The following is a 20,400-nucleotide window of genomic DNA, read 5'->3' as shown; positions in this document are numbered from 1 at the left end:
ATCAGCGCATGTAATGCCGTATCCGGGGCTGGTGGCGCGATCAAAGTCAGGCATGACGTCCCTTTTTGCCAAGAATGCAGTGTTCCAAAAGGATAGCCGGTTCTGCTGCCATCAGGTTCTTTGTGGGTGAAAGTGCGACGCAGGGGATAAAGAATTACAGGAGTCCGAGCAAAGACAGGGGCAGCCCACCCACTGATTCAATCAACCGGATTGCTGCACAGGGTGCAGCTATACCCTGCATGTCCAATGTATTGCCCATGCCCTGATCCGCAATCATTCTCCAGTGACACCTAGTTCAAATCCTGAGGAGTCGCTGAAATGGTCACTGTCGTTGGTTTTTCTTCCACGGGTGGGCCGGACGTTCTAGAGGTCCGACAAAACGATCATGCTGCGCCCGGCCGCGATGAGGTGTGGGTAGAGCAGCATGCCATTGGCATCAACTACCTCGACGTCACCCAGCGCAACGGCGCGGTTCCCGTCCCCTTGCCTTCAGGGTTGGGTCTGGAGGGGGCCGGGTTGGTCGCTGCCGTGGGGCCGGGTGTCACTCATGTCAAAGTGGGTGATCGCGTGGCCTATGCCACCGGCCCGTTGGGTGCCTACGCAAGTGGTCGATTGGTTCCGGCCGGGAAACTGGTGCCCCTTCCCGACTCGATCAGTTTCCAGGATGCCGCCGCCGTTCTGTTCAAGGGCATCACGGCCCAGTACCTGCTCAAGAGCACTTATCCAGTGGGTCCGGGAACGGTCATGGTGTTGTATGGCGTCGCCGGTGGTGTGGGCGCCATCATGGCCAAGTGGGCCAAGCACCTGGGCGCGTTCGTGATCGGTGTCGTCTCCCGTGCGCAAAGCGTCGAGAAGGCACGTGCACTGGGCTGCGATGAAGTTCTGGTTTTCGAGGCGCAGACACTGGCGCAGGAGGTGGCTCGAATCACCGACGGCAAGAAGGCCGATGTGGTTTACGACCCGATCGGGCGTGTCTCGTTCGCGACATCGCTCGATTGCCTGCGCCCGCGCGGGCTGATGGTGTCTTTCGGCGCGTCGTCAGGTGCGCCACAAGCGGTCGAAGTGGGCCTGCTGAACGCCAAGGGTTCGCTGTTCCTCACCCGCCCTTCGATTGCCGCCCACACCAGCAGCGTCGAGGAATATCAGGCCCGCGCCAATGACGTCCTGGCCGCACTCCAGGCCGGGATCATCGAACCCGCCGTCTGGAAAACCTACCCGCTGGAGAACGCCGCACAAGCCCACACGGACCTGGAAAGCGGCCGCGCTTCAGGTACTCTCCTGCTCATTCCCTGAGATGTCCTTGAGAAGCCTGGAGGCTGTGGGCACGTGATCACACTGGATAGCCGCCACACGGACGAATTTGCCGCTTTGCTGGCGCTCGAATCGCAAGGTTCATTTGTGGCGGCCGCGCGGCTTTTGCAGCGCCACCCCACGATCATTTCCAAGCGCCTCGCGGCGCTGGAAGCCCGGCTGGGGGTCAGGCTGCTCGAGCGCAGCACCCGCCACATCCGCCTGACAGATGCAGGAGCCCGCCTGGTCAAGCGCCTGCGGCTGGCGACCGAGTTGATGGCTGAAGCAGAGCAAGAGGCAGCGTCAGGGGCTGCCGAGGTGCGCGGCAATCTGCGGCTTGCGGTGCCGGCCGCCCTGGGCAGGCTCTGGTTGGCGCCGATACTGCCGGAGTTCCTGGCCGCCCATCCGCATTTAACGATCACCGTGAATTACAGCGAGCGTTTGGTTGATGTGATCGCCGAAGGCTTCGATGTTGCGATACGCCTGGGGGAACTCAACGATAGCCGCCTGATTGCCAAGCGCCTCGGCGATCATCGGCGCATTCTTTGCGCGTCTCCTGGTTATATCGAACGATATGGCTGGCCAGCGTCACCCACGGAGCTGGCCACGCATAACTGCCTGGGGTTCACGGGGCTGGCGTCTTATCCTGAATGGAAGCTGATCAGTGCCAGTGAACAAGTGACCGTACGCCCCCAAGGCTCCCTCGTCTCCAACGACAGTGAAGCGCTTTTGAGCGCGGCCATTGCAGGTACCGGCATTCTCGGTGCGGGGGAGTGGCTGTTCAGCCGTGCGTTGGCAAACAAAGAACTGGTCAGGGTATTACCGGACTGGGAGTTGGGGGCAAAAGGAGGGATCTACCTTATCCGCCCCTCGGCAAAATTCGCCTCCTCCGCCACGCTGGCGCTGAAGGAATGGCTCGAGGGCAAGCTCGTCCAAACGGGCACTGCCAGGTCTTCGTAAAACAGAACGACGGCACAATACCAGCCAGCCAAGAGAGAAACTCTACGCCATTTCACCGCCCGGTGACGGCCCTCCCAAGCCACCTCAAGCACGTCCACTTAACCCCGGATGACGCCAACTTATTGGCACAAAAATCGACGAGATAAAAATAAATTAATACAGTGACGGTTTCCCGACGCACGGTACCCATGTGCCATTGCTGGGGGTTCAAATCGAAGCTCATCATCCGCAGGCAACCCCCGCAAAACGTTCAGGCCGCCGACCTGGGCTACAGGAAGTAATCAATCGCATCACTCAATGGAGCGACACCGAGATGATGACTGTCTATTTTGTTGTGATGACGATCTGCAGTGGCTTCGAAGGCTGTGTCGATGAACGACAACCAGGGCCAACCTTTGCTTCCAAGGCAATGTGCATGGAGACGGCCAGAGTCATGGCGCCGCGCAAAGGGGTGAAGTTCAAGTGTCGCAAAGAACGTACGTTGGTGGTCGAGACACCGCCAGCAGAAAATTACGGCAAAATTGTCTCCACCAAGACCGCAGGCCAGCCTTAGCAATTTGTTTTTTCGCCGGACGGGTCAGGCAGTGGAAGGTGCCGAGGCTTATCCTCAGAGCATTGGCAGAGGCCTCAGCCAGGTAAAGACGCATCAAGCATGTTCTTACGTGATACCTGCTAGCAGAAACCCTGATTGGTTTGGAGGACAACGTTGGTCTTATCTTGTTTCTAAAACATCACCACGGTGAATACCGCCTGCAAAAGCGCATTCAATGTTTAGAAAGATAAGACCAATGTCATCAACCCCAACCAGACGCGAGTGCCCCCATGATTAAAATGCTAGCTGCCGTACGCCGCAAACCCGGCATGACGCATGCTGAGTTCTTGAACTATATAGAACACCAGCATGGAGAAATCGCCCGGGCTAAACCCTTAGGCGTCAAACGATACGTGCAAAATCATGTTATCGACTCAGCTTTCGGCGTTGACTCCGATAACGCCTACACACAAACATTTCACCGGGACTCCGTCACGGAATTATTTTTTGATGATATGTCAGGTTTGATTCACACCTTCAGCGATCCCTATACCCAACAAACTGTTGGGCCTGATGCAAAAAACTTCGCCGACCTGTCAAAACAGGCCGCTCAGCTGATGGATGAAGTCGAGATTTCCAATGCCGATGCCGCCTCCTCCAAATGGAAGGCGATCGTCTTCCTGAAAAAGAACCCGACGGTGCAACTGGATACCTTTTTCACCGCCTGGGATTCAGCTCACGACACGGTTGCCAATCAATACCCGGACTTCCAAAAGGTGCTACGTCGGCACACTCGCTCCAGATACCTTCCCGAAGGCGACCGAGTGACGTCCTATTTCGGGCCAGACATCGCGGTATACGAAGGCACTTCCAGCCTGTGGTTTGAAAATGAAGCCGATCTTTCTGTTTTTCGTCAGTATCAGCGAGCACTGTTCCAACAGCTGTCTGACGAAGGAGTCGTGCTGGCGTCGGAATCTTTTTTTGTATACGTCAAGGAGGTCGTCATTTTCGATCTGGGCCAGTAAACATTTAATGAATTAATTAACTGCATCATGTCCACTGCCCCTCTTCGAACTGGATGCTGATGTGATTCAAGGCATCCAGTCGAAGAGGCTGAATCACTCAGATAGGCTCAGCCAACGTAGCAGTGGACTCTCGCATGATCTGGGCATGCTCATCCTTGTCACCCGCACTTTTTTCTATCTCGCACAGCCGTGCAGAGTTCTCGACCACCAGTTGGCAACGCTCCCAACGCCGCGCTTCGAACCGGCTCAGGGCAGCCTGTAGATCGCTGTCGGCGAACAGTTCTTCAGCAAGCACGATGGCACTCTCGATGCCAATCCCGGCCCCGGAAGCCAGATGGGGCGTGGTGGCATGCACCGTGTCCCCAATCAGCACGATACGGCCTTTATGCCATGGCAACGGCACCAACAAATTGGCCAGCGGGCGGTAGTCGATATTGGCTCCCGGCTCGAACAGTTGCGGCACAAGCGTTTGCAGGATCGGTGCGGGGAACTCACCCAGCAGACGCGCCATTTCGCCTGGCCAACTGGCCGGATCGATCCACTCGGAAAACTCGCGGTTTTCCATGAGGAACATGTACATATGCGTTTCGGAAATCGGATTGACGCCGACCTTGGTGCGCCCCAGCCAATGACTGGGCCGTACGATTTCCTGCGGACGCTTCAACACCGCGCGCCAGACACTCTGGTGAATGGGTTTTGGTGAGGGCGCCTGCGGGAAAAACTCCTTTCGCATCCGCGAATGCACACCGTCGGCGGCGATGACGAGGTCGTAGCGCCCGGAGGTGCCGTCAGTGAAAGACACTTCAACGCCATCGGCATGCTCCATGAGGCTGTCGAACGTAATGCCCAGGCGCACGTGGGTGCCCACTTCCCGCGTCTTGTCGGCAAAAATGCGAGCCAGCACCGGGCGCAGGATGCCGCCGCCACAGGGAATCGGTTTATCGCTGACCGGTGGTCGAAGCGCCAACTGCACGATCAGTTCGCCAACCGGTGAAAACACATCGAAATTGGTCGACAGATACCCTTCTGCGGCCACCCGTTCAAGAATCCCCACCGTATCAAGCGCTCGCAACGTCGGCCCGCTGAGCGTAATACCGGCCCCCAGGGGACACCACAGAGGATCTATCTCGACCAGGTCCACTTCGACGCCCTCGCGGGCGAGCTGGATAGCCGCGGTCATACCGGAGAATCCGCCTCCGATCACCAGGACCTTATTGACTGCTGCAATCATCACGCTCTCCTAATTATTCTTATTTCAATCGGGCTGACATTGCATGGCGCACCGACGGGCTCTGCAGCGCTATCGACTCAATGCCGCAGACTCATGAAGTTCCGACCGAAATGCCGGATCAACGACGAGACTATCGAATTGGCTATCAGCGCTGAAATCGCTTTCCACAATCCGAGGTATCGCAGGAGGTGATGGGTGTCAGAGGGTATGCCTGCTCGACTGCTGAACACCCGCAGTCCCCTTGTGGGAGCGAGCCTGCTCGCGATCGAGGAGAGTCAGTTGGCGATGATGTTGGATGTACCGACGCCTTCGCGAGCAAGCTCGCTCCCACAGGTTTTTGTGTTGTGTCCAGGTGCTGTGAACACCCACAACCCCATGTGGGAGCGAGCTTGCTCGCGATAGCGATTCACACGCTTTCCAAGCCATCCCAGCAGAGGTATTTCACTTCAAGGAACTCGTCGATCCCCAGGTGAGATCCTTCTCGCCCCAGACCGCTCTGCTTCACGCCGCCGAAAGGTGCGACTTCATTTGAAATCAAGCCACAGTTGATGCCCACCATGCCCGATTCGATGCGAGCGGCATTGCGCCAGATGCGGGCCGCGTCACGGCTGTACAGATACGCCGCCAAGCCAAACTCGCTGTCATTGGCCATCGCAATGGCTTCGTCATCACTGTCGAAACGCACCAGTGGCATGACCGGGCCGAAGATCTCTTCGCGAGCAACCCGCATGCCATGAGTCACATCAGCCAACAGAGTGGGCTGGAAGAAACACCCACCCAGCGCATGAGGCTTGCCGCCGGACAGCAGTCGAGCACCTTGCGCCAGTGCATCATCAACAAGGGCCTGGGATTTTCGTACCGCTGCGTCATCGATCAACGGCCCGACCTGTACACCCGGCTCCAGACCATTGCCCACCTTCAAGCGCGCCATGCGCTCGACGATACGTTCGGCCAGTGCGTCATAGACCCCTGACTGCACTAGCACCCGGTTCGCGCCGATGCAGGATTGCCCACCATTGCGAAACTTGGCCAACATCACCCCGTCGGCTGCCGCATCAAGATCGGCATCGTCGAAGACAATGAACGGCGCGTTGCCGCCCAGCTCCATGGAGCATTTCTTGACCGTTTGGGCCGCTTGCGCCAACAGCAACCGGCCCACTTCCGTAGACCCGGTGAAGGTGAGTTTGCGCACCAACGGGTTGGCCGTGAGTTCACCGGCAATGTCTCGGGTGTCATTCCCCGTAATCACACTGAACACACCAGCCGGCACACCCGCGCGCTGCGCAAGTTCAGCGAGGGCCAGGGCGGTCATGGGCGTCTGGCTGGCCGGTTTCACGACCATCGTGCAGCCCGCCGCAAGCGCCGGAGCGGCCTTGCGCGTGATCATGGCCGCGGGGAAGTTCCAGGGCGTGATCGCGGCGCAAACCCCGATGGGTTCGCGCAGTACCACAATGCGCTGAGTGTCCTTTACGCCGGGAATCAAATCACCGCGCACCCGCGTGGCTTCTTCGGAAAACCATCGCACAAACGACGCAGCGTAATCGACCTCCCCCCGCGCCTCCTCCAGCGGCTTGCCCTCCTCCAGGGTAATCAGCGTGGCGATATCCTCACGATGTTCAACCATCAACTCATACCAACGGCGCAACACCTCGCCCCGGCGTTTAGCCGTCAAGCGTCGCCATGGACCAAAGGCCGCATGCGCCGCATCGATGGCGTGCCGGACTTCAGTTTCGCGGCAGCGTGGCAACTCGGCCAGCACCGCTTGATCCACCGGATTACGCAGCGTGTACCGACCGTGCGGAGTCTCGTTCAACCACTCGCCGGCGATGTAGGCACCGGTGCGCCACAGCGTCGAATCCTTAAGTAAATGCTTCACTTTGCAATCCTCTTAATCAGCAAGGGTGACGCCCGATCATGAAGGCGCTATCCGGGTCCGAAGTCACCGGCAGGCCCGCCGCAACCAGCCCTTGGCGCAAAGACTTCATGAGGCGATCCGGCACGCGCATCGCCGGGGCACGCAGTGGGCCGCCGTTGAAGCCGGCGAGCCAGTCCTGGTATTTCCACATCGTGCGATTGAGCACCCCGGTGCCGCCGGCATAGCTTTGCGCAGCGGCGCCATTGGCACTGCGTGCCGGGTTGACCTTCCAATACAGTTCCATCGCCTCTTCGAAGCGGCCCGTGCGGGCCAGTTCGAAAGCTTTCGGGTAGTAGTCGCTCATCCAGGCGGTGTTGCTGGTGCCAGAAAACTGCAGCTTCATCAGGCTCATCAACGGGATTGCGTCAGCTTCGATCGGGCAACTGATCACCACCTGATCACGGAAGTGGTAGTACATCTCGCAAATGCCCGCCGGCAACGGAAATCCTTGCTCGGACTTGATGGCGGCGATATTCGGGCAATCGGCCAGAAGGCGACGGACCAACTCCAACGACATACCCGCCGGATGCACGCGTTCAAAGCCCCAGAGCGGAATCGGGAAGAGCATGACGGCCAGGTCCGTCGCGTCGCAGAACGACTTGGTGTAGTCGTAGATTTCCTGCTCGCTGGTCGGCCAGAACTGCGGTGGATAGGAGAGCAGGACGATGTCGGCACCGGCATTCTCAGCGAGTTTCACCGCCTCGATGTTCTCGGCAAGTGTGCCAAAAGCCGCGTGGAAGAACAGGATCAGGTCTTTCCCCGACTCACGCGCCCAGGCGGTGAATTGAGCGTTTTCCTGGGCAGAGATCGCCAGTTCGCTGCACAGCAACGTGCTGCTGTAACCCAGTCCAACCGTATGCTCGATGTCGTGGCGTATGCCACGCTCATTGAGACGCTTCAGATCAGCACTGAAGCTTGGGATGGTGACAGCCGAGCAGCCCACCAGGTTTTCACGGGCCCAGGCGCGGGCATCAGCTTTCTTGTAAGTAGCCATGATGATTTTCCTTCGAACAGTGGAGGGGTTATTTCGAGACAGGGACAATGCTGGCAGGCAGCTCGATGCCGAGGCCTTGTTGCCTGGCGCGCTCGTACAACGCTTGTGCGATGACGACATCCTGCAGCGCCGAGCCAACTGACTTGTAGAGAACGATGTCGCTTTCTTTCTGGCGCGGATTGACGCGACCCGCGACCAGATCCGACAGCGCGACTAATTTGTCGGCGACATAAACACCGGCACTGATCGCAGCAATGGCGTCGCCGGTATCGTGAAGTACCTCTTGCGGCATATCCGCGACGATGCAGACGGCTCGCTCCATCGTGACCGGGTCAACCTCCCGTTGCTCAGGCAAGGTGGAACCCAACGACACGACCGTCACGCCTGCGCAAAGCCATGCCCCTTGCAACACTGGAGACTCGTCACGACTGCGTGCGGCACAAATCACCACATCGCAGTCCTGCACGGCTTCTTGCGCAGTGTTCACCGCTTGGATATCCAGCCCCGGCCTGAAGCTTTCGGCAAACCGCTCGCGGCTCGCGGGCGTTGGACTGAACACCCGGACACGGGCGACATCGCGCACGGCCTTGAGGCAGTCAAGCGCGCCACGCGCCTCAAACCCGGCACCAATCACGCCCACCCGCAGCGCTCGTTGAGGCGCCAGCAGATCAACCGCCAGCGCAGCGGTTGCAGCGGTGCGCAAGCCCGTCACCCGATTGCCGTCGATCAGGGCACTGAGCGCCATGGTTTGCTGGTCGAACAATGCAATCAGGTAGCTGGCGCAGCGCGCCCGCATGGAGGCCGCGATCAACTTGCAGCCCATTTGGCCGCCAGCGGGAGGTACAGCAGTCAAACTGCGCAGCCAGATACCGTCTCCGCGGGCCATGGAACGAGGCGGCACCATGGCATCCGTCGTGGGACAGGCATACGCCTGCGCGAGCGCGGCAACGGCTGTGCTCCAGTCAGCGAGCGAGGCAACATCGGCGTCGCTGAGAAAAAGCGTCGGGGCAATGACTTGGGGTTCTTGGGCGTGATGCATAGCGCTAACCTCGCAATCGGGGATCAGTCGTTGATTGACTGACACCCTACGAGGCGCGCCCCCCACCGAATACTGCTGGGGATGCAAAGCAGCTATCGCTCAAATCGATGGCATGGACAGATTGCAAATCAGCCGTCGCACTTCACGGGAAGCACGGGTCAAGGGACGACGGGGCGACTCGACCAGCACGACAAAGCGCTCCAGCACGGGCTCGATAATGCGCGATGAAATCAGTCGTTGATCCAGCGAGCCCGGCAGCACAGAGGCAATCGCATAACCTCCACCTGCCGCGACGACTTCGTACTGGAGCTGGACGGAGTCGGCTTCCACGGCAACGCACAACTCCATGCACTGTTCGGCGGCCAGATGATCGAGCCTGGCCCTTAACAGATGGGGACGTCCCGGGACTACCAGTGGCAATCCGGATAGCCGCTTTAACGCAATGTCTCGCTCGGCAAGGAGCGGATCACTGGCGGGCCCTATCAAATGCAGCGCCAGCCTGGCCAGTAGATACGCCTCGCCGATGCTGGCTTCGTTCTCGCGCAGGACCAGCGCCATATCCAGACGACCATCCTGCAGCTGCTCTTCGAGTTGCGCACTCGCGCCCTCGATCAGGTGCAATCTCACACCCGGCATCTGTGCTTGTACCGCCGCAAAAAGCGTACCGGCAAACCGCCGGACCGCCGAAGGCAGCATCCCTACGACCACCTCCCCCACGGGTTTCCCACGCCGGGTACGAATGTCATCGGCCAGGCCTTCGGCGTCCGCGATAAGACTCGATACGCAAGGCAGCAACTGCTCCCCAAACTCAGTCAGGAGCACTCCACGGCCAGTACGATGAAACAGCCGCTCGCCACATTGCGATTCGAGCTGCGCAATGTTTCGACTGACCATGGACTGCGGCATATCCAGTAAAACAGCCGCTTTACTGAGACTTCCAGCCGCCGCGACCCGCACAAACAATGTCCATCGAGGATCGACAATCGTCAAAGCAGCGTCCGCAGTCACGCTCATTCCTCGAAAATCGCTACGGCACGGACGAAACCAGCCGAAGCGTGCCTGATCTTGTAGGGGAAACAGGACACCTGGAAACCGTGGGCTGGCAGGCATTCCAGGTTGGCCAGTTTCTCCATCTGGCCGTAGCCGATGTCACGTCCGGCCTTGTGCCCTTCCCAGATGATCGAGGCGTCGCCCGTGGCGGCGAAGCGTTCGCGCGTGTACTTGAACGGCGCATCCCAGCTCCAGGCATCGGTGCCGACCACGCGCACGCCGCGCTCGAGCAGATACAACGTGGCCTCGCGGCCGATGCCGACCCCGGCATCCAGATACCCAGGCTGGCCAAACAGCGCCCCGGCGCGGGTGTTGACCAGGACAATGTCCAACGGCTGGAGGACGTGCTCGATGCGCGCCAGCTCAGCCTGCACTTCGGCGGCGCTGACCACATGGCCATCCGGCAAATGACGAAAGTCCAGTTTCACGCCCGGTTGCAGGCACCAGTCCAGCGGCAGTTCGTCGATGCCGAAAGCCGGCTTGCCACCGTCCGTGGTCGAGGCGTAGTGCCAAGGGGCGTCCATATGCGTACCGCTGTGCGTCGTGATCTGCAGGCGCTCGGCCGCCCAGGACTCGTCGCCGGGCAGTTGCGCCTTGGACAGGCCGGGAAACATCGCGGCCATCTCCGGCCAGCCTTGCTGATGATCCATGTAGTCGATTTTCGGTAGCAACGGCGGTGGATCGGTGTAAGGGTTGTTGTCCAGGGTAACGGACAGGTCCACCAGGCGGCGTTTAGTTGATTGCATTTTCGCTCACTCCAAGCGCCACCCGCCCACGCGCACGACGCGTCGGGGTAGCCGTGTTCAAGCTGTTACGAATCAAGGCGGCTGCCGAGCCGTCATGGCGAAAGCCAAGGGCGCGGGCCAGAGGGGTTTTCATCGCGGGGAAATTGCCGAACAACGCTTGCAGCCCGGCATCCGGAGCGAAGCTGATCAATGCGCGGCGCTCCTGGCCATAGGCCGCGGCCAAGGCATCGATGACCTGGGCAATGGACAGGTGTAGCAGCGGCAATTGCCAGACGCGTGACTCACCGAGCTCGGCAGCCGGCAGTTCGGCGGCCCGCAGCAGGTTATCCACGCAACACCGCACGGACATCCACCATGCCTGCGCCTGCGGCGAGACCGGGCAGCAATATGGCTGGCCTTCGGCGAAGGCGTGCAGCAGGTCGCTCATGAACGCCGAACGCAATCCATTGGGTTCACGTGGACGGGCGACAATGCCGGGCAGGCGCACGGCGCGACCGTCCACCTCGCCTCGTCGGGCAAGGTCGTTGAGCGCCATTTCCACCATCACCTTGTGCGCGCCGTAACTCAACTGCGGGCTCGGCACGGCACGCTCATCCATGCGGGCCGGCAGGTCGCCGCCGTACACCGCCACGCTGCTGGCATACACCAGCACCGGCCGACCCGGCTGTCCGCGCAACTGGTCAAGCAATTCCAGGCTTGCCAACAGGTTGACCTGATAGCCCAGCGAATAGTGCTGCTCGGCCGCGCCACCCGGGACGCTGACCAAGTGAAAAACCACATCAATGCCATCGGCCAACGCACGGCGCAATAACGCGGCGTCGGTCACACTGCCGCAATGCCGGCGCAGGCGCTTATCGTCAGCAAAGCCCACTAACTCTTTATCCAGCAGGATCAACGCACTGATCGTCCGGCCTTGTAACTCATGGGTTTCGAGCAATCGTTTCACCAGCGCCCGGCCGACAAAACCATTGGCCCCGGTAATCATCACGCGCATGGGAGGCCTCCACGCACGACACGCTGGTCTATCGCCCCGAACACCGATTGCCCTTGCTGGTCGAAGACTTCCATGCGCACGCGATCACCGAAGCGCATGAACGGTGTCTGTGGCGCGCCTTGCTCGATCATCTCGACGGCACGGCGTTCGGCGATGCAGGCCGCGCCAACCGTTGGGTCGGCATTGGAGACGGTTCCGGACCCGATCAGGCAGCCCGCCCTGAGGCGCCGGGTCAGCGCCGCATGGGCAATCAACTGATGAAAACCGAAATGCATGGCGCCGCCATGGGCATGGCCAAACCACTTGCCGTTCCATTCAACCTTCAGCGGCAAGTGCACACGCCCATCGCGCCAGGCCTCGCCCAACTCGTCGGGGGTGATCGCCACTGGGGCAAAGCTGGATGATGATTTGGCCTGGATAAAACCGAAGCCGGTCTTCATTTCACGGGGGGCGAGCGCACGTAAGCTGACATCGTTGACTTGCACGATGAGCCGAATATGGTCGACGGCGTCTTGCGCCGAGCAGCCCATCGGGACTTCATCGACCAACACCGCGAATTCACCTTCGAAATCGATACCATGGGTTTCACTGGGCAGCACGATGTCGTCGTGGGCCCCCAGAAAGTCATCGCCACAGCCTTGATACATCAGCGGCGTGTGTTCAACGCCTTCGATCGGGTCAAGCCCGAAAGCCTTTTGCATCCGCTCGCCATGACTGAGGAAAGACGAGGCATCCAGCCACTGCCAGGCGCGCGGCAAGGGGGCGGCGGCTTGCTGCGGATCAAAGGCGAAGGCACCGGTCAGCGTGCCTTCATTCAAGGCGTCATACCGCGCGCGCAAATCGGTTTCGACGCTTGGCCATTGCTCAATGGCATCCTGCAGCGTCGCGGCAATATCGCTGGCATCCACCGCCCAGGCCAGGTCGCGGGACACCACCAGCAGGCGACCGTCACGGCTGTGATTCTTGAGAGTACTGAGTTTCATGCCTGTTCTCCTTGCAGCTCGGGCGCGAAACGGCCATCGAGCAGCACGAACAGCATGCGGGCCATCTGCTCGGTGCGATTGCTCCAGGCGTGGTTGGTGCCTCGCTGCACGACGATGTCACCGCGTTTGAGATGCACCTCCTCGCCATCGAGCACCAGCCAGACCTCCCCCTCCGTGACCACGCCGTAATCGAGGGTTTCGGTGCGGTGCATCAGCTTGTGCTTGGAATCAGCCTGTCCCGTGCCGGCATGGGCCTGGCCAATTTCGGCGAAGGCCGCCGCCGCATCCTCGGCGCTGACCTGGTTCTGCACGCTGTCAGGCGGGATATCCACCACGCGGATGACACTGCCCAGGGGTGCCGGACTCAATTGAAGCGGCTTGCGGGTGGGGTCATCGCCGTTATCCAGCACGGCCGGGCTGGCGCCACTGTTCCAGATCTCATGGAAGACCGTGCCGGGTACGGCCTTGAGCGCGAAGCTGTTGGGCGTCGGGCCGCTGAGTGCGACCACCGCCTGGCCCTGGGCATCGTGCCCGGTGACCACGCGTTTGAAACCAGGAAGTTGTTGCATGTTCGACTCCTCAATCAATTGGCGAAGCACAGCAGCAGGTAAAAATGGATTCATGGAAAAACCTTAAAGATCGAGCACCAGCCGCGCGCTCCTGGCACGCGAGCAACACGGCGTGAACTGGTCGTTGCGGGCTCGCTCGGCATCGGTCAAGAACATGTCGCGATGGTCCGGCTCGCCTTCCAGCACGCGCGTGAGACAGGTGCCACAGATACCCTGCTCGCAGGACAACGGAATATCGATCCCCGCCTCCAGCAGCACCTGGGCAACGCTGAGCGCGGCCGGCACCTGGAAACACTGTCCCGTGCTGGCCAGTTGCACCTCGAAACCGCCCGCCTCACCCGTCGGGACAGCGGCGGTAAAGTACTCACGGTGCAGTTGCGCCTCGGCCCAGCCCTGCTCGCGAGCCGTGCCGAGCACGTGCTCCATGAAGCCAGTAGGACCACAGACATACAGGTGACGGTCACTCGCCGGCGCGGACAAGACCCGAGCACTGTCCAGACGCTGAGCATCCTCACCATCGTCCACATGAACGTGCACGCAATTGGCAAACGCCGAATGGCGGATGTACTCGATAAAGGCCATGCGCCCGGCCGAGCGACCGCAGTAGTGCAGCTCGAAAGGCGCGCCGATCCGCGCCAGGCGCTCGGCCATGCAGAGGATCGGCGTAATGCCGATACCGCCGGCGAACAGCACGCTGTACCCGGCCGCATGCTCCAGCGGGAACAGGTTGCGTGGCTCGCTGATGCGCAGCCGGCTGCCTTCGTGCACATCTTCGTGCATGGCCTGCGAGCCGCCGCGAGACGCCGGGTCGAGCAACACGCCCAGCAGGTAGCGATGGCGCTCTTCAGGGTGATTGCACAGCGAGTACTGGCGCACCAGGCCATTGGGCAGGTGCACGTCGATATGCGAGCCGGCGCTGAAAGCCGGCAAGATGGAATGCTCGGCCGGGGCCAGTTCAAAGCTGTAGATGCCTTCGGCTTCGAGGCGTTTGCGGGTCACAACGACATCGATCATCACTGGCTACCCACTGGCTGTTCAGCGGCGATCAACCGACGCAGGACACGTCGGCAACGCACAGCCCCTGCATCGACTGGCAGCAGCACCGGGTTAAGGCCAAGCAGCTCAACCTCGCCAATCTGGCGCTGTTGAGCCTCGACCATGGGTTTGTCCTCACCGGCGAAAATACCGATCAACATTTCCTGGACGAAGGCATTCAACTGCGCGTTGTCCTGCTCGAAACTGCGCGTGTTGGCAAAGAAGTAATGGGTATTGGTCGCGTCCTGCGGTGTCATGAGGTGCAGGTTCCATGTCACGGGCCCCTCTTCCCTGGGGCGCCCTGGAGGCGTGGCGCCACTGCCCAGCAGCATCAGGCCGGGGGCGTGCCAGATGACCTCGGCCCAGACGTCCGCCCGAGTCGGATCTTCAAGGTGAGCGCCGAAGGCCGGTGGAGGCACATCATCAGGCGCCCACCAACTGATGCGCACGCGATCGTTGGGCAACTCCTCGATGGTGGCGCGCGTGCTGGACAACGCTCCGCCACCGAGCGTATCGGGGTGCAGGAAATCAACGTGGCTCAAGTCCATGATGTTGTCGGCCAGCAGCTCGTAGTGCGCGCGCGTAGGCAAATACCCATGGCCCTTGGCATCGGTTGGCGCCTGCTCGAAGAAGGAAAAATCAGGGATCAGCGCATCGTTGGCCAAGTTCGGATCGCCAGGCCAGACCCAGATCGCGCCATGGCGCTCAGCGACCGCGAACGCGCGGACACAGGCGGCCTTGGGGATACTCCCATCGCCGTGGGGATTGTGCGTACATTGGCCACTGCCATCGAAACGCAGGCCGTGGTACGGACACTGAATGCTGTCGCCGACAATCTTGCCCATGTGCAGCGGGGCAAAACGGTGCGGGCAACGATCGGCGAGCGCCTTGATCGCCCCCTGGCTATTGCGAAAGAACACGATGGGTTGCTCGACGATGGTTCTGCCCAGCATGCCACCTTGCGCCAGCTCGTCCGCCCATCCAGCGATGTACCAGGTGTTGAGCAAATAACTCATGATGTTCTCCTCGTTTTTCTTATTTTGATGACACGTCGAATGGGCAGATCAGCGATCAGCGTCTGCGGCCACCGCAGCGGGAAAAGCTGACCTGCGGCCACGCAACCGAATGCAGGCCAGGGCCACCAACAGTTGAACGCCCGCGACGATTCCCAGTGCGGCGGGCAAAGCGCTGATCATTCCCCCGGTAATCGCCAACACCACCAGCGGGCTGGCGAACTCACCGGCAAAGAACATCGCCGTGAAGCCGCCGGCGGCGCGGCCGCGTTGCTGGAAGTCGACCTGGCTCATGATCCAGGTGAGCAGGGTCGGCATCATCAGGCCGATGCCCAGGCCGTTGATCAGGACGGCGATCACCACCAGCCCATGACTGTCGGCCACCGCCAGCAGCCCGCCACCGATACCGGCCGCGACGAAAGCCAGGAGCATCTGCCGGTGCGCAGGGACACCACGCAACAGACGGAAACTCAGGGCGCCGACCAGGACGCCAAACTGACTGGCGCCCATGGTCATGCCGATCTGCTGCGAGCCTTCGACATGCAGCAGGTTGAGCAGGTAACCGACTTGCACCGGCACGATGAACAGGCTCAAGCCCGCCAGGAATGCGAGGGCATACAACGGTGCCAGGGGGCGCCAGGGGAATGCCCTTCCCGCCACTGTTGTCGCGGTGACGACCTGCGCCCGCGGCTCCCACAACAACCAGACCATCAGCGGCAGAAACACCAGCCCCAGCCCATACAGGGCAAACGGCGTGCGCCAGCCGTGCTCGCCGAGCACGCCACCAACAGCAATGAAAATCGCCGCCGACAACGAGGTCGCCACCATTTGCAGGGCGAACATGCGTTCACGCCGCGCACCGCTGTAGTAGTCGCCCATCATCGTGGTGCAGCAGGTCATGATCGCCGCCTCGGCCACACCGATGCCGGCGCGGCTGATGACGATGACCTCTAGCGACTCCAGCCATAGCGGCAGCACCCCACAGACGGTGTAGAGAAACATCGCACCGATCAGCAACGGCTTGCGCCCCAGTCGGTCGGCGATGATCCCTGCTACAGGTGCCAACAGTGCAATCATCAATGCTGGTAGCGTCAGGGCAATGGGCACCAGCACGGCCACACCCGGCGTGTCGGCGAAGTGCTCCTGCATACGCGGCAGGATGGGAGCCAGCAGCACCGCACCGAGCACCGGCAGGCAACTGCCGAGTAGCAGTAACAACGACTGTGGCAAACCTGCCTGGCGTTCAACGCTCATCACGCACCTCCGGTGGTTGGGTCGCGCAGAACGCCATGCCGAAGGCACTCAGGCCGGCGATAAGGTCAAGCCATAGAGACTGCTGGAACAGCGAAACACGAGGCATGGGAAAGTCCTTTCTTGTTGTTATGACGCGACGGAATTGGCGGCTGTTGTCGTTTGATCGTGTCCCGAAGTCAGGCGCAGCGAGTGCTTCACGCAGGCCCCCTCCTCGGCTACGGCCGGCATCAGCGGCAGGCTCGTCGGGCGGTTGGGCCTGGCCTCAGCCTGCCCCGTGCTGACACGCTTGCTCGGCAACAGGAAGTGAGCCAGGGCCGGCAACAGGACCAGCGCACCGACCATGTTCCAGACGAACATGAAAGCCAGCAGCACGCCCATGTCAGCCTGGAACTTGATCGGCGAAAACATCCAGGTGGCCACGCCGATCGCCAGGGTCACACCGGTCAGCATCACCACCTTGCCGGTGGACAGCAGTGCCCGGTAATACGCCTGCGACAAGCTGGTGCCCTGGCGCATATGACCGAGCAGGATGCTCATCACGTACAGCGCGTAGTCGACGCCGATGCCCACGCCGAGGGCGATCACCGGCAGGGTCGCGACCTTGACGCCGATGTTCAGCCAGACCATCAGCGCCTCACAGAGGATCGACGTGAGCATCAGCGGAATCACTGCGCAGATCGTGGCGCGCCAGGAGCGGAAGGTGATCAGGCAGAGCAGGATCACTGCACCGTAGACCCAGAACAGCATTTCGCGGTTGGCCTGCTTGACGACGATGTTGGTCGCTGCCTCGATCCCGGCATTGCCAGCGGCCAGGAGGAACTGGACCTCGTCGGTATTGTTCGCCGCGGCGAATTGTTCGACGTGCTCCACCAGGCGGGTCAGGGTTTGCGCCTTGTGGTCGGAGAGGTAGACGTACAGCGTCAGCAGGCTGCAGTCTTCGTTGTACAATCCGCGCGGCGCCCCGGCGGTGACCATGTTGAGCATCGCCTGGTTGTTCTGCAGCTCGTACCACTTCGGGCTGCCTTCGCTCAGGCCCACCAGCATCCGGCGGTTGAGCAGCGCCAGGGAATTGGTCGAATCCACCCCTGGCAAGGTGCGCAACTGCCAGTCGAGGGCATCGACCTTGCGCAGGATGTCGTAGCGCGAACAGGCGCTGGCGGGGGTCTTGATCATGACCGCGAACAGATCGCTGCTGGCGCCGTAATGACGGGTCAGGAACGCGTCATCCTGGTTGTAGCGCGAGTCGGCCCGCAGCTCGGGTGCGCCGGCATCCAGGTCTCCGACGTTCAATTGCAGGCTGACCACAAAGCCCGCCGTCGCCAGTGCCAGGCTCAAGGCAATGCACAACGCCGCCCAGCGCCGCTGGGTGAACAGGTCGAGGAAACGCCAAAACCCGTGGCGATGTTGGCCGGCCTGTTCAGCGTGCTCGCTTTTCAGGCTCAGCCGCGCGGCGCGGCGGCTGACGCCCACATAGGAGAGCAGGACCGGCAGCAAGATCAAATTGGTGAAGATCAGCACCGCCACACCGATACTGGCGATCATCGCCAGGTCCTGGATCACCTGGATCTTGATGATCATCAGCACCGCAAAGCCGACCGCATCACACAGCAGCGCGGTGAGACCGGCGAGAAACAGGCGGCGGAAGGTGAAGCGTGCGGCGACCACCCGGTGCATGCCGCGCCCGATGTCTTGCATGATGCCGTTCATCTTCTGGGCGCCATGGCTCATGCCAATGGCAAACACCAGGAACGGCACCAGCACCGAATAGGGATCCAGTTGATAGCCCAACAGCGGCAGCAGGCCGAGCTGCCAGACCACTGCCACCAGCGAGCAGAACACCACCAGCAAGGTGCTGCGGATGCAGCGGGTGTACCAGTAGAGCACCACGGCGGTGATCAGGATCGCCACGGCAAAGAACACTAGGATCTGCCGCAGGCCGGCGATCAGGTCGCCGATTTTCTTGGCGAAACCGGTGATACGAATGTCGATGCTGTCGCTCTGGTACTGGCTGCGCAGCGATTCCAGTTGTTGCGACAGCCGGGTGTAGTCCAACGGCTGGCCATCGGGGGTGCGCTGCAGCAGCGGTACCTGGATGATGCTCGAGGCCTGGTCGAACGCCACCAACTGGCCGATTTCGTTGGACAGTTGCACATTGCGCCGCAATGCCGCCAGGCTCGCGGCGCCGCCATCGTAGTTATCCGGAATGACCGGCCCACCGTCCAGGCCCGCTTCGGTCACCGCCACCCAGCGCGTGGCCGGTGTCCAGAGCGACTTCATGTACGCGCGGTCGACACCGGGCAGCAGATAGATCTTGTCGCTCAACGCCTGCAGCGTCTTGAGGTAGGCGCTGTCGTAGATATCGCCCCGCTTGTTGACCACCGCGATGCGCACCGAGTTACCCAGCCCGCTCAGTTCCCTCTGGTGCTCAAGGTAGTTGGCGATATAGGGCTGATGGGTGGGTATCATTTTTTCGAAACTGGCGTTGAGCTCGACACGACTGGACTGCCAACCCAATACCAGCGTGGTCGCCAGGCACAGCAGCAACACCCACAGGCGATGGTTGAACAGGGCTCGCTCGAGCACCGAACCGGAACGCGGATCAAAATCTTCGAACGCATTCGCGGGGGACTGGGAAAAATTACCAGGGGACGTCATAACCTCACTCCGAAGCGGCAGTGGATGGCTGCGCAAGACGCTGCAGCCCGGTGAAACCGGCAACGATCAAGCTGCCATCGGCGGCCTCGATCACACTTGAAACAGGTTTGCCCAAGGGCTCGCCCAGTGGCTGCAGCGTCGCCCCGGTATGCTCACCATTGAGAAACAGTGCGCCACCCTGGTTGACCAGCAGCACTTGGCCGCCGGCCAGGCGGGTGGCGTCGTTGAAAGAAATCGGCATAGGGACAGACAGGTGCTGGAAGCTTGCGCCACCGTCATTGGAGATAAAGGCATTGCCTCTCAGGCCGCCAACCAGCAGGGCACCATCGGCGCGGCTCTGCAAGGTGAAGAAACTCCCTTCATAGGGGCTTTCCAACTGACTGAACGACACCGCGTCATCATCCGAGCGCGCCAGGTAACCCTGCTCGCCAGCCAGGAACCAGCGCGTTCCCTGATGACTGATGGCGTACAAGTGCATCCCGTTCGGGTTGGCGATGTGCCCCATCAGCGACTGCCACGTGGCGCCGCCGTCCGCGGTCCACAGCGCCAGGCCGTAGGCACCGACGATCAGCCCGTGTTGGGCGTCGATGAATTCGAGTGCCAGGAAGGGTTTGTCGGCGCCATCGGCGACGAGACGCTCGGCATTTTGTACACGTACCAATGCGTCATCCGGGTTGGCTGCCGTGGCTTGATCGGCCTTGGCTGCATCCAGTTCAAGCTGTGCCGCACGCGCGCCGTCGAGTTGCAGCGCCCAGTGCTCACCGCCATCACGCGTGGCCAATACCACTCCAGCGTGACCCACTGCCCAGCCATTGCGCGCATCGACAAACTGCACCGCCGTCAAGCTGAGCGAAACCGGTACCGAGGCCTGGCGCCAGCTTTGTCCATTGTCGTCGGAGAGCAGCACCAGGCCGCGCTCGCCCACCGCCACCAGACGTGTGCCGGCCCGCGCCAGATCGATCAATACGCTCTTCTGCGCCGCCGGCACCGGCATGGCCGGAGTGCTCAACGGTGCGCCCACGGCAGTCGGTCCTGCCAGGCACTCGCTCGTGGCGAAGGGCAAATACAGGGCCAAGAGCACAGCGCTCGCCTGACTGATTCTGTTCATAACCTAA

Annotated in this window: 18 protein-coding genes; 4 read left to right on the top strand and 14 right to left on the bottom strand. The window is 61.1% G+C overall.

Features of this window, described 5'->3' with window-relative positions; translation table 11 throughout:
• The first annotated feature begins 318 nt into the window (after positions 1-318).
• The 4 genes from HU749_RS13045 to HU749_RS13030 all read left to right on the top strand — a co-directional run bounded on the left by HU749_RS13045 (position 319) and on the right by HU749_RS13030 (position 3,807).
• Positions 319-1,293, top strand: a complete 975-nt coding sequence (locus tag HU749_RS13045) for a quinone oxidoreductase family protein (protein WP_186650969.1) — start codon at positions 319-321, stop codon at positions 1,291-1,293.
• A 33-nt stretch (positions 1,294-1,326) separates the two neighbouring features.
• Positions 1,327-2,250: a LysR family transcriptional regulator gene (locus HU749_RS13040; protein ID WP_186650970.1), complete on the top strand. Its 924-nt coding sequence runs from the start codon at positions 1,327-1,329 to the stop codon at positions 2,248-2,250.
• Positions 2,251-2,563: 313 nt separating this feature from the next.
• Entirely contained in the window at positions 2,564-2,803 is a 240-nt protein-coding gene (locus HU749_RS13035; RefSeq protein WP_018600403.1) for a hypothetical protein, read from the top strand.
• A gap of 269 nt (positions 2,804-3,072) precedes the next feature.
• Positions 3,073-3,807 carry an EthD domain-containing protein gene (locus tag HU749_RS13030; protein WP_046062816.1) on the top strand — a complete coding sequence of 245 codons (735 nt, stop codon included), beginning with the start codon at positions 3,073-3,075 and terminating at the stop codon, positions 3,805-3,807.
• 97 nt (positions 3,808-3,904) lie between these two features.
• On the opposite strand, the gene HU749_RS13025 is transcribed toward HU749_RS13030, so the two are convergent.
• The 14 genes from HU749_RS13025 to HU749_RS12960 form a co-directional block, all read right to left on the bottom strand.
• Complete coding sequence (locus tag HU749_RS13025) at positions 3,905-5,038, bottom strand: FAD-dependent oxidoreductase (protein ID WP_186650973.1); 1,134 nt, start codon at positions 5,036-5,038, stop codon at positions 3,905-3,907.
• A 406-nt stretch (positions 5,039-5,444) separates the two neighbouring features.
• Entirely contained in the window at positions 5,445-6,914 is a 1,470-nt protein-coding gene (locus HU749_RS13020; protein ID WP_186650975.1) for an NAD-dependent succinate-semialdehyde dehydrogenase, read from the bottom strand.
• Between the two features lie 16 nt (positions 6,915-6,930).
• A complete protein-coding gene (locus HU749_RS13015; protein WP_046062817.1) occupies positions 6,931-7,947 on the bottom strand; it encodes a dihydrodipicolinate synthase family protein in 1,017 nt (338 codons plus the stop codon).
• Between the two features lie 28 nt (positions 7,948-7,975).
• Entirely contained in the window at positions 7,976-8,986 is a 1,011-nt protein-coding gene (locus tag HU749_RS13010; protein WP_079304122.1) for an ornithine cyclodeaminase family protein, read from the bottom strand.
• 99 nt (positions 8,987-9,085) lie between these two features.
• The gene (locus tag HU749_RS13005) at positions 9,086-10,000 is read right to left on the bottom strand and encodes a LysR substrate-binding domain-containing protein (RefSeq protein ID WP_225919165.1); all 915 of its coding nucleotides are present in this window, start codon (positions 9,998-10,000) and stop codon (positions 9,086-9,088) included.
• Positions 9,997-10,782, bottom strand: a complete 786-nt coding sequence (locus HU749_RS13000; protein WP_079304120.1) for a cyclase family protein — start codon at positions 10,780-10,782, stop codon at positions 9,997-9,999. Before HU749_RS13000 ends, HU749_RS13005 begins: the two co-directional genes overlap by 4 nt.
• Complete coding sequence (locus HU749_RS12995; RefSeq protein WP_186650977.1) at positions 10,769-11,776, bottom strand: NAD-dependent epimerase/dehydratase family protein; 1,008 nt, start codon at positions 11,774-11,776, stop codon at positions 10,769-10,771. The genes HU749_RS13000 and HU749_RS12995 overlap by 14 nt, the downstream gene beginning before the upstream one ends.
• The gene (locus HU749_RS12990) at positions 11,767-12,759 is read right to left on the bottom strand and encodes a fumarylacetoacetate hydrolase family protein (protein ID WP_186650979.1); all 993 of its coding nucleotides are present in this window, start codon (positions 12,757-12,759) and stop codon (positions 11,767-11,769) included. The genes HU749_RS12995 and HU749_RS12990 overlap by 10 nt, the downstream gene beginning before the upstream one ends.
• A complete protein-coding gene (locus HU749_RS12985) occupies positions 12,756-13,328 on the bottom strand; it encodes a cupin domain-containing protein (protein WP_095962400.1) in 573 nt (190 codons plus the stop codon). The genes HU749_RS12990 and HU749_RS12985 overlap by 4 nt, the downstream gene beginning before the upstream one ends.
• Before the next feature lie 63 nt (positions 13,329-13,391).
• Complete coding sequence (locus HU749_RS12980) at positions 13,392-14,342, bottom strand: PDR/VanB family oxidoreductase (protein ID WP_095962401.1); 951 nt, start codon at positions 14,340-14,342, stop codon at positions 13,392-13,394.
• Positions 14,342-15,379: a Rieske 2Fe-2S domain-containing protein gene (locus tag HU749_RS12975; RefSeq protein ID WP_095962402.1), complete on the bottom strand. Its 1,038-nt coding sequence runs from the start codon at positions 15,377-15,379 to the stop codon at positions 14,342-14,344. The genes HU749_RS12980 and HU749_RS12975 overlap by 1 nt, the downstream gene beginning before the upstream one ends.
• A gap of 48 nt (positions 15,380-15,427) precedes the next feature.
• Positions 15,428-16,630, bottom strand: a complete 1,203-nt coding sequence (locus HU749_RS12970) for an MFS transporter (RefSeq protein ID WP_095962403.1) — start codon at positions 16,628-16,630, stop codon at positions 15,428-15,430.
• A gap of 126 nt (positions 16,631-16,756) precedes the next feature.
• Positions 16,757-19,285 (bottom strand): efflux RND transporter permease subunit, encoded by a 2,529-nt coding sequence (locus HU749_RS12965; protein WP_186650981.1) that lies wholly within the window; start codon positions 19,283-19,285, stop codon positions 16,757-16,759.
• Between the two features lie 4 nt (positions 19,286-19,289).
• The gene (locus HU749_RS12960) at positions 19,290-20,393 is read right to left on the bottom strand and encodes a WD40/YVTN/BNR-like repeat-containing protein (RefSeq protein ID WP_186650983.1); all 1,104 of its coding nucleotides are present in this window, start codon (positions 20,391-20,393) and stop codon (positions 19,290-19,292) included.
• Positions 20,394-20,400 lie beyond the last annotated feature (7 nt).

Origin of the sequence: Pseudomonas ogarae, from assembly GCF_014268695.2 — a bacterium.
GTDB lineage: Bacteria > Pseudomonadota > Gammaproteobacteria > Pseudomonadales > Pseudomonadaceae > Aquipseudomonas > Aquipseudomonas kilonensis.
The sequence above is the reverse complement of the archived record's forward strand: the minus strand, read 5'-3'. Positions and strand labels throughout refer to the sequence as shown.